Origin of the sequence: Paraburkholderia adhaesiva, from assembly GCF_021390575.1 — a bacterium.
Lineage (GTDB): Bacteria > Pseudomonadota > Gammaproteobacteria > Burkholderiales > Burkholderiaceae > Paraburkholderia > Paraburkholderia adhaesiva.
This window is the reverse complement of the sequence record NZ_JAJEJQ010000001.1, coordinates 2,738,946-2,753,468: the sequence shown is the minus strand read 5'-3', so window position 1 is coordinate 2,753,468 and position 14,523 is coordinate 2,738,946. Positions and strand designations below refer to the sequence as shown.

Below are 14,523 nucleotides of genomic sequence, written 5' to 3'. Positions count from 1 at the left end.
CTGACCGGGACGCGCGGGGCAATGCGGGGTCGGTTGCAAAGAGCCGGGCGAAGCTGCCCGCAAACATTGGAGTATCTGTGGGAATCATGAAAAAGCTTCGCCTCGCAACGTTCACTGCAACGCTCTTCGCCGCCGCAGGCCTCATGCCGGCCCTGTCGGCACAAGCACAAGGACTGTCCTCCAGATCCGGCCAGGTGGCCGACACGATCGCCGCCGTCGTGAACGACGGCGTGATCACGCAGCGCGAACTCGACGAACGGGCCGAGCTCATCACGCGGCGTCTGAACCAGCAGAACGCGCCCTTGCCCCCGGCCGACCAGTTGCGCGCGCAGGTGCTCAACCAGATGGTGCTCGAACGCATCCAGCTCCAGAGGGCGAAGGAAGACGGCATCGTCGTCGACGACGCCACGGTGCAGCGCACGCTCGAACGTCTCGCGCAGGCCAACGGCCTTGACCTTGCTACCTACCGCGCGCGCATCGAGGCGGCCGGCGTGCCCTGGACCACCTTCACGAAGGACGCGCGCACCGAACTCACGCTCTCGAAGCTGCGCGAGAAGGAAGTGGACAGCAAGATCTCGGTGTCGGACGCGGAAGTCGCGAACTACATCGCGAGCCAGCGCGGGCCGAACGCCGGGCAGCAGAACGACCTGCATTTCGAGCGCATTCTGATCAAGGCGCCGCTCAACGCATCGCAGACGGACATCGAAGCCGCGCAGGCACAAGCCAACGCGCTGCTCAAGCAGGCATTGGCGGGCGACAAGTTCTCGAGTCTCGCCAAGTCGAGCTCGCAGGCGCCTGACGCGAAAAAGGGCGGCGATATGGGCTTCCTGTCGCCGTCGAAGCTCCCTGCGGAATTCGTGACCGCGGCCTCGACGCTGCGTCCGGGCCAGGTGAACCCGTCGGTCGTCCGCACGAATGACGGTTTCGAAATCATCCGTCTGGTCGAGCGCCGCCCGGGTCAGGGCACCGCCGGCGATGCGCCGAAGCTCGTGCAGACGCACGTGCGCCACATCCTGCTGCGCGTCGGCGAAGGCATGTCGGAGCCGGAAGCGCGTCAGAAGCTGCTCGAAATCAAGCGTGAAGTGCAGGCGGGCGGCGACTTCGCCAAGTTCGCGCGCACGTACTCGCAGGACGGCTCGGCGTCGCAGGGCGGCGACCTCAACTGGATCAGCCCGGGCGAAACCGTGCCCGAATTCGAGCGTGCGATGAACACGCTGCAGGATGGCCAGATCAGCGATCCGGTCCGTACCGAATACGGTTACCACCTGATCCAGGTGCTCGGCCGCCGCGACGCGGAAGGCTCGGTCGCGCAGCAGATGGACCTCGCGCGTCAGGCCATCGGCCAGCGCAAGGCCGAGCAGGCGTACGCCGACTGGCTGCGCGAACTGCGTGACAGCGCCTACGTGAACTACAAGATCAGCGGCATCGCTCCGCCGCAAAACTAAAGGAATCGTGCCGTGAACGTCCCCGCAACCCAGTCGTCGGTTCCGTCGGCTCCGCGGGGGCCGCGGCCGGTCCGCATCGCCATCACCGCCGGCGAACCCGCGGGCGTCGGCCCCGAGCTGACCGCGGCCGTGCTCGCCGGTTCGGCGGCGCACTGGCCTGACGCGGAGTTCGTCGTGCTCGGCGACCGCGATCTGCTCGCGGCGCGTGCCGCTGCCGTCAGCGTCGACTGGTCCGCCATCACTGCACACCCGCGCGTGCGCGTCGAGCACGTGCCGCTCGCGGCACCGGCGCAGGCGGGCAAGCTGAACGCCGCCAACGGACGTTACGTGCTCGCGCTGCTCGACCGTGCGATCGACGGCGCCATGGCGCACGAATTCGACGCTATCGTCACCGCGCCGCTGCAGAAGAGCACGATCAACGATGCGGGCGTTCCATTCACCGGCCACACCGAATATCTCGCGGAGCGCACGCATACGCCGCGCGTGGTGATGATGCTCGCGGGCACCGGCGCGCGGCCGCTGCGCGTCGCGCTGGCCACGACGCATCTGCCGCTCAAGGACGTTTCAGCCGCGCTCACGATAGACGGCCTCGTTGAGACCCTGCGCATCATCGACCACGATTTGCGCCGGCATTTCGGTGTACCGCAGCCGCGCATTCTCGTGACGGGGCTCAATCCGCACGCGGGCGAGAACGGCTACCTGGGCCACGAGGAGATCGACACGATCTCGCCGGCGCTCAAGGCCGTCGAGGCTGAGGGTATCGACGCACGCGGCCCATATCCTGCCGACACGCTGTTTCAGCCGCGCTACCTGAGCGAAGCCGACTGCGTGCTGGCGATGTTTCATGATCAGGGCCTGCCGGTCCTGAAATACGCGACGTTCGGCGAGGGCATCAACGTGACGCTCGGCCTGCCGATCATCCGCACGTCGGTGGATCACGGCACCGCGCTCGATCTCGCGGGCACGGGCCGCGCCGACGCGGGCAGCCTGATCGCCGCCGTCGATACCGCCGTTTCGATGGCGCGCTATCGTCACGCCGTTGCCGCGTCCTCTGATTGATTTTCCATACGATGTCCAACAGCAGCAGACAGCATCAAGGCCACTTCGCGCGCAAGCGCTTCGGGCAAAATTTTCTCGTCGATACGGGCGTGATCGACTCGATCGTCGACACGATTCGCCCACAGCGCGGCGAACGTATGGTCGAGATCGGGCCGGGGCTCGGCGCGCTCACCGAGCCGCTGATCGAGCGGCTCGCCACACCCGAATCGCCGCTGCATGCGGTCGAACTCGATCGCGACCTGATTGCGCGGCTCACCAAGAAATTCGGCCCGCTGCTCGAGCTGCACGCGGGTGACGCGCTCGCGTTCGACTTCGGCTCGCTCGCGGCGCCCGGTGAAAAGCCGTCGCTGCGCATCGTCGGCAACCTGCCGTACAACATTTCGAGCCCGTTGCTCTTTCACCTCGCGAACTTCGCGCATTGCGTGATCGACCAGCACTTCATGCTGCAGAACGAAGTCGTCGAGCGTATGGTCGCCGAGCCGGGTAGCAAGGCGTTCGGCCGGCTCACGGTCATGCTCCAGTATCGTTACGTCATCGACAAACTCATCGACGTGCCGCCCGAATCGTTCCAGCCGCCGCCGAAGGTCGATTCGGCGATCGTCCGCATGATTCCGTACGCGCCGCATGAACTGCCTGTGGTGGATGCGGCGATCCTCGGCGAGCTCGTGACGGCCGCGTTCTCGCAGCGGCGAAAGATGCTGCGCAACACGCTGTCCGACTATCGCGACCGGGTGGATTTCGAGGGGCTCGGCTTCGACCTCGCGCGCCGCGCAGAGGATGTGCCGGTGGAGGAGTACGTGCGGATTGCTCAGGCGTTGAACGGTGCGTCGCCGGAGCGCGCTTGAGCGTAGCGCGAGGCTAACGCGGGGCTAATGACCCACAAGCCGGACAGACGATGCGGGCGCGAAAGCGCCCGCAGTCGTTTCGGGATGCTCCAAGGCCGCCAAAGCCATCCGACGTTGGGTCGACCTTACGTGCTTGCGTCGCTCTCGCTCGCCCGCGGCGTTTCAGTTTTGCTTAGCCTTCGCCGGCGCGTTGACGAGCACGATCCCGCTCAGCACGAGCAGCGCAGCCGCGAGAAAGCGGTAGCTGAACGACTCGCCGAGCAGCAGCACGCCAAACGTCACGCCGAAGAGCGGCGTGAGGAACGAGAACACGGAAAGCCGTGACGCCATATAGCGCGTTAGCAGCCAGAACCACGCGAGATAGCTCGCGAACGCAACCACCACGGCCTGATAGCCGAGCGCCATGAGCGCAAGCGGCGTGACCGTGCGGACCTCGATCTGGCCGATGCCCGCCGCGAGCGCGAGCAGCACGATGCCAGAGACCGACAACTGGTAGAAGAGCGTCTTGCTGGCACTCACGCGCGCGAGTGTGCTCGTGCGCACGACCACCGTCGTAGCGGCCCACAACGCGCCACCCAGCACGCCGAGCGCGTCACCCGCAAGGCCGGTGAGCATCGCGTGCGTATCGGCGGTGCCGTTGCGCGCGAAACCATCGGCGAACGCAAGCGCCATCCCCGCGAACGCCACCATCACGCCGATCCACTGCGTGCGCCGCATGTGCTCGCCGGGCGTGAACCAATGCAGTCCGAGCGCGGTGAAGCACGGAGCGGTGTAGAGAAACACGGCCATCCGAGAAGCGCTCGTCATCGAGAGGCCGAGGAAGATGCAGACGAACTCGCCGGCGAACAGCACGCCCGCGAGGAGGCCGGCGGCAAGCGTGCCGTCGTTGCGAAAGAGCGGCGTGCCGCGGGCGCTTGCCCAGCCCCACACGAGCACAGCGGCGATCGCCGAGCGCAGCCCCGCCTGAAAGACCGGCGGCAGCGCCACGTTGGTGCTTTTGATGGCGACTTGCTGAAGGCCCCAGATCGCGCAGAGCATGATCATCAGGATGACAGCCTGGCTGTCCGGGGCGCGGCGTGCGTGTACGGCGATCGTGCTCATCTGTGAGTGGATGGCTGTAGGAAGAGCACTACGATATCAAACTCCACCTGCAATAATCGACGATCACCCTATGGCGCTGAGGGCGCTGCGCGCAGTGCCTCGTAGGCCTTCAACTGGCTATAGACGATGCGCAGCACCGAGACCGCGCCGCCCGCCGGCGCTGTGCTGTCGCGCCGGATCAGGTCACCGAGCACGTGATCCGCTTCGATTCGCGAGCCGTTCTGCACGTCGCGCAACATCGATGCCGTGAGCGGCGAACCGGGCGTGAAGAGCATCGCGCGCGAGCGTTCGACAAACTTGTCGCGCGCCGCGTGGCCATTCCCGGCTGCGATCGCACGACACTCTGCGAACAGACGTTCGACGATCGCTTCACCATCGGGCGTGGCGAGAATGGCGCCGATGGGCGCGCGAAAGAGACACGTCGAGCCCGCGAGCGACGCGAGGAACACCCACTTTTCCCACATCTCCTGGAGGATGCGGTCGCTCGCCGTGACGTTGAAACCCGCGTTGGAGAATGTATCGGCGATGGCTTGTGCGCGCGCCGAGACCCCACCGCCCAGTTCGCCTAAGCCAATCGCGTGGAGGTCATTCAGATGCACGATTTCCCGCTGCGCATTGAGCGTCGACGCGATCAGGCATACGCCGCCCAGCACGGCTTGCGTGCCGAACCGCGCTTGCAGCACGTCGAGATGGCGCATGCCGTTCAGGAGCGGCAGGATCACCGTCGAGGCGCCGACGCCCGCGGCGAACGACTCGATCGCACTGTCGAGATCGTAGGACTTGCAGCTGAGCAGCACGACATCGAATGGCTGCGCGCTAGTCGCCTGCAGTGCGTCCTGCGTGACAGTTCTGACATCGCGCAGCGTGAGGTCGCCGAAGCGGCTGCGGATAACGAGCCCGTCTTCACGCAATTGCGCGGCGCGCGCGGGCCGCACGAGAAATGTCACATCGCGCCCGGCGGCCGCGAGGCGTCCGCCGAAATAACCGCCCGTCGCGCCTGCGCCCACAACGAGAATCCGCATGTCTGCTCCTTGTATCGATCGGCGGTATTTTGACGTGCCGCCAACGGCAATTCCGGGATGGCGTTCATGCTAGAGCAAATCGACGGAGCTTGCCGACGCCGGCAGGGCGGGCAAGATTTTGATACAGTCCGGTTTTTGATGACCGCAAAACGGAGCTTACGATGCGCCTGCTTCACACGATGATCCGGGTCGGCGACCTCGATCGCTCGATCAAGTTCTACACCGAACTGCTCGGCATGAAACTGCTGCGCCGCGACGACTTCCCCGAGGGCAAATTCACGCTGGCATTCGTCGGCTACACCGACGAGCGCGACGGGGCCGTGATCGAACTGACCCACAACTGGGATACGCCGTCCTACGACCTGGGAACGGGTTTCGGGCATCTGGCAGTGGAAGTGGACGACGCCTACGCCGCCTGCGAGAAGATCAAGGCGCAAGGTGGCACCGTCGTGCGCGAGGCCGGGCCGATGAAACACGGCACCACCGTGATCGCGTTCGTGACCGATCCGGATGGGTACAAGATCGAATTTATTCAGAAAAAGTAAGCAAGTTTCTCGCGCGGCGCCGGACCATACCGGCGCCCGTACCCTCTCGCGGGTGGTGATCTGTCGGTAGAAAGTAAATCGCCGCTTCGCCATCTGACGCTGTTTCTCGCGCCTGCGCAGCACTGTCGTCGATCAGCCATGCGTCCATCGCATGGTGCATACATACCCCGCGTTTTCCCCGGTTAGCGCCATTGATTTCTCTTAGCGAATCTATTTTTGCTTCAATTTGTACTGCGAATTAAATGGCTGAAATTTAACAATCCGTCAGTTTGATACTGGCATGTGCGTTCGTTCCGACATCTGTGCCTGTCCTTTGATGCCTAAAAAGCTCTGAGGATATTTCGGACGAATCCTATATGCGGGGTAGTCGGACTAAACGAAACTCAGCGGCTCAGACATTAGCCGCCAAACCCATCCCGCGAGAACGTTTGCGCGGTTCGCACGGTGCCATCCGATGCGGCCAATGTCTGGACGTTGCGCGCGCAAGTGCTCTGAATTTCCAGGGGACCCGCTCCATGAGATTTATTTCTCGTATCCATTCCGGTCTTTGCCTTATCTGACAATGCATGGTGCATCAGAATTTTCCGGGAGTGAGCCGCCCATCCTGTCCGGCCCAGCGGCCGCAGGTACAGCAAGACTACGCGACTACCGCGTCGCCGGCCGGCATTCATCCGTAGCACGCGCCATGCATTCGCCTGCTCATGCGGATTCAGGTCCCAGCCTGCGTCGGCTCGGTATGCCGGTTCGTGTATTCGACGCGGTCGTTATCGTCGCGGGCGCGTTGCTGGCGACGCGTTTCGCGGGCACCAACAGTCAGAACGGCTTTGATAGCGCCGTGCTCGCGTTCGCGCTGTTGTTCGCGCTCATCTGCTTTCCGGTCTTCGGCATGTACCGCGTCGGGCGGCGGCACCTGCTATTGCGTTGCGTATGCCTGCCCATCGTGGCATGGCTCCTCGTGTACGCGGCGTCGGTGCTTCTTGTTGCTGCGCTCAATCCGACGTATCGCCCCGCGCCGGCATGGGTTGGACGCTGGGCGCTCGTCTCGTCGCTCGGGATCGTCGCGTGCCGGCTCGCAGGTCGTGGCATTGCCCTGCGCCGTGCGAGGCGGGGCGCCCGCACGCGCGCCGTGGCCATCGTCGGCAGTGGCGACCATTGCCGTCACCTGATCAGCAAGGTCGATCAAGCGGACGACTCGCCCTACCGCGTAGCGGTGACATTCGCTACCGGCGCTGCGTGTGTGGCAAGCCTCGGCGGGCCACCCGCGTTCCGCGACCGCAGTCGATTCGTGGACTACCTTCGCCGTCACCAGATTGCGGAGGTCTGGCTCGCGCTGCCGCTTTCGCAGGAACGGACGATCCTCGAATTCACCGAGCTTTTGCATAACGATCTGATCGACATCCGGTTCATTCCCGACGTCAGCGGCCTGGCGCTTTTCGAAGGCGAGATGGTCGATCTCGACGGTACGTCGGCAATCAATCTCGTCGGCTCGCCGTTGTCGTCGCAGGCGCTTGCGAAGAAGGACATCTTCGATCGGGCGTTTGCCTTCGCCGCCGTATTGGCACTGTCGCCGGTTCTGCTCGCCATCGCGTGCGCTGTCAAGCTGTCTTCGTCTGGGCCTGTGTTCTTCAAGCAGCGGCGCAAAGGAGCCAACGGCAAGGTTTTCTCCATCTACAAGTTTCGCAGCATGCGCGTGCATGCCGAGACCGAAGGCGTGGTCCGTCAGGCGACCCGCAGCGACCCGCGTGTGACGCGTGTCGGCGCATTCCTGAGGCGAACGAGCCTCGACGAACTGCCGCAGTTCTTCAACGTGCTGCGCGGCGAGATGTCCGTGGTGGGACCGAGACCCCACGCCATCGAACACGACGCGCTCTATCAGAACATCGTCGACGGCTATATCCACCGCTATCGCATCAAGCCCGGCATCACCGGCTGGGCACAGGTGAACGGCTTTCGCGGCGAAACCGACTCTATCGAGAAGATGCAGGGGCGCGTCGAACACGATTTGTATTACCTGAGCAACTGGTCCTTCGCACTCGACATGCGGATCGTCCTTATGACGTTCGTGAAGGGACTGGTTCATCGCAACGCATACTGAACGGCTGGAATCTGGACGTGCTCATTAGATTATTGAACCTGTCGCGCGCGACGGGTCCGGAGAGTGTATCGAGCCGCTTGCGAGCGGCCGCTGTATCTGGCGCGTGCGTCATGCTCGGCGCGTGCGCGATGGCGCCAGGCATGCGCATGACGGTATCAAGCGCGTCAGACCGGGTCGTGTTGGGCAATGCCACACCGGCGGTCGCCGGCGGTGTTCGTGACGACGGTACGGAACTCGTACCTGTGACCGCGCGAGGGGCCTCGCGTGCGCCAGCGAAAGCCGATGCCACAGCGGCGACACCCGAAGTGCCCATCACGGAACTCGACATTGCGCTGGTAAAGCAGTTGCAGGAAGAGCGGCGGAGCGCGCAGACGCAGTTGGCGAAGCTGCTCTCGGCCACCCCGCGACCCTACACAATGGGCCCGGGTGACGTGCTCCAGATCGTGGTGTGGGACCACCCGGAACTCGCGCAGGCCCAGGGCACTTCGCAATCACAGCAGTCCTCGCGCCCTGGCGATCCGCCATCGGGTTTTGTGGTCGATCAGTCCGGCGATCTCACCTTCCCCTATGCGGGCACGCTGCACGTTGCGGGTCTGCGTACTGACGAGGTGCAAAAGCGCCTCAGCGCACAGCTCGCCCAGTACTTCGTCAAGCCGCAGGTTACCGTGCGCATGGCCTCCTATCGCGCACACGATGTCTACGTCGACGGCGAAGTGCACAACCCGGGCGCCATCGCAGTGAACGACGTGCCCATGTCGATCTACGAAGCGGTTGCGCGTGCCGGAGGATTTAGCGATACCGCCGACCAGAGCGATGTCGTACTCGTGCGCGATGGCGTTACCCATCGGGTGAATTTCACGCAAATGGTGGCGAGCGGGCTGAACCCGTCGCGCCTCTTTCTGATGTCGGGCGACCTCCTGCGTGTCGTCGCCCGCGACGAAAACGACGTCTACGTCATGGGCGAAGTGAACAAGCCGTTGTCGGCCATTCCGCGCCGCACAGGCCGCATCACGCTCGCGGATGCGCTTTCGCAGGCCGGCAGCGTCAACGCAACAACGGCCGACGCCTCGCAGATGTTCGTGATTCGCGGCGCGCTAAACGGCACGCCGGAGGTGTTCCATCTGGATGGACGCTCGCCGGTAGCGATGCTCGTCGCCAAGGAGTTCGATCTCCAGCCGAAGGATGTCGTTTACGTCGACGGCAATGGCCTCGTTCGCTTCAACCGCGTGCTCACGTTGCTGCTGCCGGCGATCAACTCGGGCCTGACAGCGGGAGTGGTGGCGAAATGATCAGCAGGGTGCTGGTGGTTTGCGAAGGCAATATTTGTCGCAGTCCGCTCGCGTGTGCGCTGCTCACGCGCGAGTTGCCCGATATCGCGTTCACCTCGGCGGGCACACATGCGCGCACGGGTGAAGGTGCTGATCCGCTCATCGCGGAGATAGCCAGCGCGCGCGGCGTCGATCTCGCCGCGCACACTGCGTCGCAGGTCACCGGTGAGCGCGTGCGCGACGCCGATCTGATTCTCACCATGACGAAGGCGCAGCGCGAGCAGATCGAAACGGCATGGCCGTTTGCGCGCGGCAAGGTGTATCGCCTCACCGAGCATGAGGGCGTCGATGTCGTCGATCCATACCGTCGGCATCGGGCGGCATTCGAGCTGGCATTCGCCCAGATCGAACACGGCGTGGCGCACTGGCGCGGCGTTCTGGCAGGACTGACTCACTAAATCATGAATCTTCTCAAGCAAGGCCATTCGGACGACACGTCGTCCGAGGACGAAATCAACCTGTCGGAAGTCGTCGCCGTACTTCGCGAAAATCTTTCCCTTATTGCGATCGTCGCAGCGGTCGTGCTCGCACTCGGCACGATCTACGCATTCTTTGGCACACCTGTCTATCGCGGTGACGCGATGATCCAGGTGGACAGTGACGCGGGCCTCGGCTCGATCAACGACAAGCTCGGCGATCTGGCGTCGCTGTTCCAGACGCAGGCGACTTCCGACGCGGAAATCGAACTGATCGGCTCGCGTGCGGTCGTGGGTGAGACCGTGCGGCGGCTGCATCTGGACGTCGACGCGCAGCCTCACCATTTCCCGTTGATCGGCGCGGCGATCGCGCGTTACCTTGCGCCGGACCATGGCGTTGCCGATGCCGTGCTCGGTCTGTCCAGCTATGCGTGGGGCGGCGAGCGCATCGGTGTGTCGCAGTTCGATGTTCCGCCGCGTCTGATCGACAAGACGTTCACGCTGATCAACCTGGACGGACAGCGCTACGAGTTGCAGGACCCGGACGGCAACACCGTGCTGCGCGCACGCGTGGGCGAACAGGCGAGTGCAAACACGGCAGCAGGGCCGGTGCAGTTGAACGTCGCGTCGCTGCTCGCGCGCGACGGCACGCGTTTCGATCTCAAGCGAATGTCGACGCAGCAGACCGTCGCGGACCTGCAGAAGGCGCTCGACATCGCCGAAAAGACGAAAAACTCGGGGATCATTCGCGTCAAGCTTGACGGTCCAGACCCGGACATCATCACGGCAACGATCAACACGATCGCGAGCCTCTACGTTCAGCACAACGTCGACCGCAAGTCGGCGCAGGCGCAGCAGATGCTCCAGTTTCTCGGCGAGCAGCTTCCGCAACTGCGCGCGGAACTGGACAAATCGGAGGCGCGCTATAACGCTTTTCGCGTGAAGGCCGGCGTGATCGATCTCGATTCACAGGGCAAGCTGCTGCTGCAGTCCGTAGTCGAAGCGAAGACGCGTCTGATCGAACTGCAGCAGCAGCGCGCCGATCTCGTGCAACGTTTCACCGCATCGCACCCTTCCGTCGTGGCCATGGATGCGCGCATCGCTGAAATCGAAAGCCAGCAGCGCGAGTACGAGCAGCAGGTGAGTGGCTTGCCCGGCACGCAGCAGCAGGCGCTGCGCCTGATGCGCGACATGAAGGTCAACGCCGACCTCTATATGAAGCTGCTCGATAGCACCCAGCAGCTGCGCGTGCTCAAAGCGGGGCAACAGGGCAATGTGCGGACGGTCGACTACGCGGTCGTGCCCGAGAAGCCGGTTCGGCCGACGAAGATTCTCGTGATTCCGCTTGCTGCGGCGATTGGGTTGCTGCTCGGATGCGTTGTTGCGCTTGGCCGCCGCATGTTCAACCGCGGGCTTGAAAGTCCGGCGGAAATCGAACAGGCGGTGGATGTCCCGGTCTACGCGATCATCTCGCACAGCGATAAGCAGCATGTGTTGACGGAGTCCGCACGCCACGATCCGTCGCGGCCGGCAGTGCTCGCGGCGGCGTTCCCCGACGACATCGCTGTCGAAGGCCTGCGCAGCCTGCGCACTGCGCTGCAGTTTGGCGTGCTCAAGCCAAATGGCGTACTCGATCCAGAGAACAACAACGTCGTCATGGTGACGGGCCCGCGCCCGGGCGTGGGCAAATCGTTCGTCTCCGTGAATCTCGCAACCTTGCTCGCAGCGACAGGCAAGAAGATCCTCCTGATCGACGCGGACATGCGCCGCGGCGATGTTCACTCGTACTTCTCGCTGCAGCGAAGCCCGGGTTTATCGGATGTGATCGCCGGTACCGACCCCAACGGCGTTATTCATCGCCAGCTACTTCCGAATCTCGACGTGTTGATGGCGGGCTCGGTCCCCGAGCGTCCGTCCGAACTACTACTCGGAGAACGCGTCGGGCAATTGCTCAAGCAGTTCGGCGCCCTCTACGACATGGTGATCGTAGATTCGCCACCGGTTCTCGCCGTGACCGACCCGGTTCTCATTGGCAAGCATGCCGGTGCGACGCTGATGGTGGTCCGCCACGGACGCCATTCGGGCGCCGAACTCCGGGAGACCGCACGTCAGCTTTCGAGCGGCGGCGTGACGGTCAATGGCGTGTTGCTGAGCGACGTCCCGCAGCGGGGTGCCAGCTACGGTGCGTATTCCAACTACAGCAAGAAAACCGACAAGAATCCGCGTTGAGCGAAATGGAAAGGCCCAAAACAAAAGTATTGCTGACGTTTGGCACGCGGCCCGAGGCGATCAAGATGGCGCCGCTCGTGAAGCGGTTTCAGGGCGACGCAGGTGTCGAGTGCCTCGTCTGCGTGACGGGACAACACCGCGAGATGCTCGACCAGGTGCTGAAACTGTTCGACATCCGACCGGACTACGACCTGAACGTGATGAAACGCGGTCAGGATCTGTTCGACATCACGACCACCATATTGTCCGGCATGCGCGACGTGCTCGACCGCGTCAAGCCCGACATCGTGTTCGTCCACGGCGACACGACTACGACGCTCGCCGCGACACTGGCATCGTTCTATCGGCGCATTCCCGTGGCACACGTCGAGGCCGGATTGCGCACGGGCAATCTGCTTTCTCCGTGGCCAGAAGAGGCGAACCGCAAGCTTACAGGCGCCCTGGCGTCGCTCCATTTCGCACCGACGGACATGGCGCGGCAGAACCTGCTCGCCGAGGGCGTGCGGGACGAAAAGATTGTCGTCACTGGCAATACGGTAATCGATGCGCTGCTGCACGTGCGTGAGCGCCTCGCCGTGGACGGTGACTTGAGGTACGACGCACAACGCGTGTTGCCTGCGCTCGACACGGCGCGCCGGCTCATTCTCGTGACCGGCCATCGCAGGGAGAGTTTCGGCGAAGGCTTCGAGCGCATCTGCACCGCGCTCGCCCGGCTCGCGAAGGCGTATCCGCAAGTGGACATCGTTTATCCCGTGCATCTGAATCCCAGCGTGCGCGAACCGGTGAACCGGCTTCTGACGGGAATCGCGAACGTCCACCTCATCGAGCCGCTCGACTATCTGCCGTTCGTCAGCCTGATGGATCGTGCGTACCTGATTCTCACCGATTCGGGTGGCGTACAGGAGGAGGCACCGTCGCTCGGCAAGCCGGTGCTCGTGATGCGCGACACGACCGAGCGCCAGGAGGCTGTCGATGCCGGCGTGGTGCGACTCGTCGGCACGGATGTCGACGCGATCGTATCGGGCGTCACGCAACTGCTGGAAAACGACGACCTGTATCGGTCGATGAGCCGCGGCGAAAACCCCTATGGCGACGGGCGTGCGTGCGAGCGCATCGCGCGGGCGCTAAGGCGCGCAGAAGCGGCCGAAATTCATCCGGTCTGACCTGAAAAAGACAGTAGCGAGAGCGTGAAAACAATGGAATTCGAAACGATATCGGTGATGGGCCTCGGCTATATCGGGTTGCCGACGGCTGCAGCATTTGCGGCTCGCCGCAAGAAGGTGATTGGCGTCGACGTCAACCAGCACGCTGTCGACACGATTAATCGTGGCGCCATTCACATCGTCGAGCCGGAACTCGACATGCTGGTTCAGGCGGCGGTGACACAAGGATATCTGCGGGCGACGACGATCCCGGAGCCCGCCGACGCATTCCTGATTGCCGTGCCGACGCCGTTCATGGATGGGCACCGGCCGGATCTGACGTTCATCGAGGCAGCGAGCCGGGCGATCGCGCCGGTGCTGAAGAAGGGGGACCTGGTCGTGCTCGAGTCGACCTCGCCCGTCGGCGCGACGGCGAAGATGGCGGGCTGGATGGCGGAGTTGCGCCCCGATCTTACCTTTCCGCAGCAGGCGGGGGAGTCGTCGGATGTGCGTGTCGCGCATTGTCCGGAGCGCGTGCTGCCGGGCCATGTCATTCGCGAACTGGTGGAAAACGATCGCGTGATTGGCGGCATGACGCGCCGGTGTAGCGAGGCGGCGAGCGAACTCTACAAGGTGTTCGTGCGCGGCGAGTGCATCTTGACCGACGAGCGGACGGCGGAGATGTGCAAGCTCACTGAGAACTCGTTCCGCGACGTCAATATTGCTTTCGCGAACGAGCTTTCGTTGATCTGCGACCGGCTCGACATCAACGTCTGGGAATTGATCAGACTCGCGAACCGCCATCCGCGCGTGAGCATTCTTCAACCGGGGCCGGGTGTGGGCGGACACTGCATTGCCGTCGATCCGTGGTTCATCGTTGACTCGGCGCCCGACGAAGCACGCTTGATTCGCACGGCACGAACGGTGAACGACGATAAGCCGCATTGGGTGATCGAGCGGGTCGAGCGTGCAGCGACGCGGTTCAAGGCGCCAGTGATCGCGTGCCTGGGGCTTGCGTTCAAGGCCAATATCGATGATCTGCGGGAAAGTCCGGCGGTGGAGATTGCGAGGGAGCTGGGGGAGCGGTTTCCGGGGCAGGTCGTGGCGGTGGAGCCGAATGTCAACTGTTTGCCAGAGCAGTTGCAAGGGCACGTGGAATTGGGTCGTCTTCAAGACGCTTTGACGCGGGCGGATATTGTGGTCATCCTGGTCGACCACGCGCCGTTCAAGAGCATCGATCCGATTCGTCTGCAGGCAAAGGTGGTGATCGATACCAGGGGTGTGCTCGCGTGATCG

The 14,523-nt window shown here is 63.7% G+C and carries 12 protein-coding genes; 10 read left to right on the top strand and 2 right to left on the bottom strand.

Annotation, left to right across the window (positions count from 1 at the left end):
* Positions 1-77 precede the first annotated feature (77 nt).
* The 3 genes from L0U80_RS12500 to rsmA are packed head-to-tail and all read left to right on the top strand — an operon-like array spanning position 78 to position 3,349.
* Positions 78-1,445 (top strand): peptidylprolyl isomerase, encoded by a 1,368-nt coding sequence (locus L0U80_RS12500; RefSeq protein WP_233864550.1) that lies wholly within the window; start codon positions 78-80, stop codon positions 1,443-1,445.
* A gap of 12 nt (positions 1,446-1,457) precedes the next feature.
* Positions 1,458-2,504: a 4-hydroxythreonine-4-phosphate dehydrogenase PdxA gene (gene pdxA / locus L0U80_RS12495; RefSeq protein WP_233864548.1), complete on the top strand. Its 1,047-nt coding sequence runs from the start codon at positions 1,458-1,460 to the stop codon at positions 2,502-2,504.
* Between the two features lie 11 nt (positions 2,505-2,515).
* Positions 2,516-3,349 carry a 16S rRNA (adenine(1518)-N(6)/adenine(1519)-N(6))-dimethyltransferase RsmA gene (gene rsmA, locus L0U80_RS12490; protein WP_233864546.1) on the top strand — a complete coding sequence of 278 codons (834 nt, stop codon included), beginning with the start codon at positions 2,516-2,518 and terminating at the stop codon, positions 3,347-3,349.
* A gap of 162 nt (positions 3,350-3,511) precedes the next feature.
* Here rsmA and L0U80_RS12485 read toward each other — a convergent pair whose 3' ends face one another.
* Both L0U80_RS12485 and panE read right to left on the bottom strand, forming a co-directional pair.
* Positions 3,512-4,450 carry a DMT family transporter gene (locus L0U80_RS12485; protein WP_233864544.1) on the bottom strand — a complete coding sequence of 313 codons (939 nt, stop codon included), beginning with the start codon at positions 4,448-4,450 and terminating at the stop codon, positions 3,512-3,514.
* Positions 4,451-4,518: 68 nt separating this feature from the next.
* Complete coding sequence (gene panE, locus L0U80_RS12480) at positions 4,519-5,472, bottom strand: 2-dehydropantoate 2-reductase (RefSeq protein WP_233864539.1); 954 nt, start codon at positions 5,470-5,472, stop codon at positions 4,519-4,521.
* A 161-nt stretch (positions 5,473-5,633) separates the two neighbouring features.
* On the opposite strand from panE, the gene gloA reads away from it, so the two are divergent.
* The 7 genes from gloA (at position 5,634) to wecC (ending at position 14,520) form a co-directional block, all read left to right on the top strand.
* On the top strand, positions 5,634-6,017 hold the full coding sequence (gene gloA / locus L0U80_RS12475; protein WP_233864537.1) for a lactoylglutathione lyase: 384 nt from the start codon (positions 5,634-5,636) through the stop codon (positions 6,015-6,017).
* A gap of 685 nt (positions 6,018-6,702) precedes the next feature.
* Positions 6,703-8,112: an undecaprenyl-phosphate glucose phosphotransferase gene (locus L0U80_RS12470; RefSeq protein ID WP_233864535.1), complete on the top strand. Its 1,410-nt coding sequence runs from the start codon at positions 6,703-6,705 to the stop codon at positions 8,110-8,112.
* Between the two features lie 17 nt (positions 8,113-8,129).
* Positions 8,130-9,401 (top strand): polysaccharide biosynthesis/export family protein, encoded by a 1,272-nt coding sequence (locus L0U80_RS12465; RefSeq protein ID WP_233864533.1) that lies wholly within the window; start codon positions 8,130-8,132, stop codon positions 9,399-9,401.
* Positions 9,398-9,838, top strand: coding sequence for a low molecular weight protein-tyrosine-phosphatase (locus tag L0U80_RS12460; RefSeq protein WP_233864525.1), 441 nt, complete (start codon positions 9,398-9,400; stop codon positions 9,836-9,838). Before L0U80_RS12465 ends, L0U80_RS12460 begins: the two co-directional genes overlap by 4 nt.
* Before the next feature lie 3 nt (positions 9,839-9,841).
* Positions 9,842-12,085, top strand: coding sequence for a polysaccharide biosynthesis tyrosine autokinase (locus L0U80_RS12455; protein WP_233864523.1), 2,244 nt, complete (start codon positions 9,842-9,844; stop codon positions 12,083-12,085).
* Between the two features lie 5 nt (positions 12,086-12,090).
* Positions 12,091-13,248 (top strand): non-hydrolyzing UDP-N-acetylglucosamine 2-epimerase, encoded by a 1,158-nt coding sequence (gene wecB / locus L0U80_RS12450; protein ID WP_233864521.1) that lies wholly within the window; start codon positions 12,091-12,093, stop codon positions 13,246-13,248.
* 33 nt (positions 13,249-13,281) lie between these two features.
* Entirely contained in the window at positions 13,282-14,520 is a 1,239-nt protein-coding gene (wecC, locus tag L0U80_RS12445) for a UDP-N-acetyl-D-mannosamine dehydrogenase (protein ID WP_233864519.1), read from the top strand.
* The last annotated feature ends 3 nt before the right edge of the window (positions 14,521-14,523 follow it).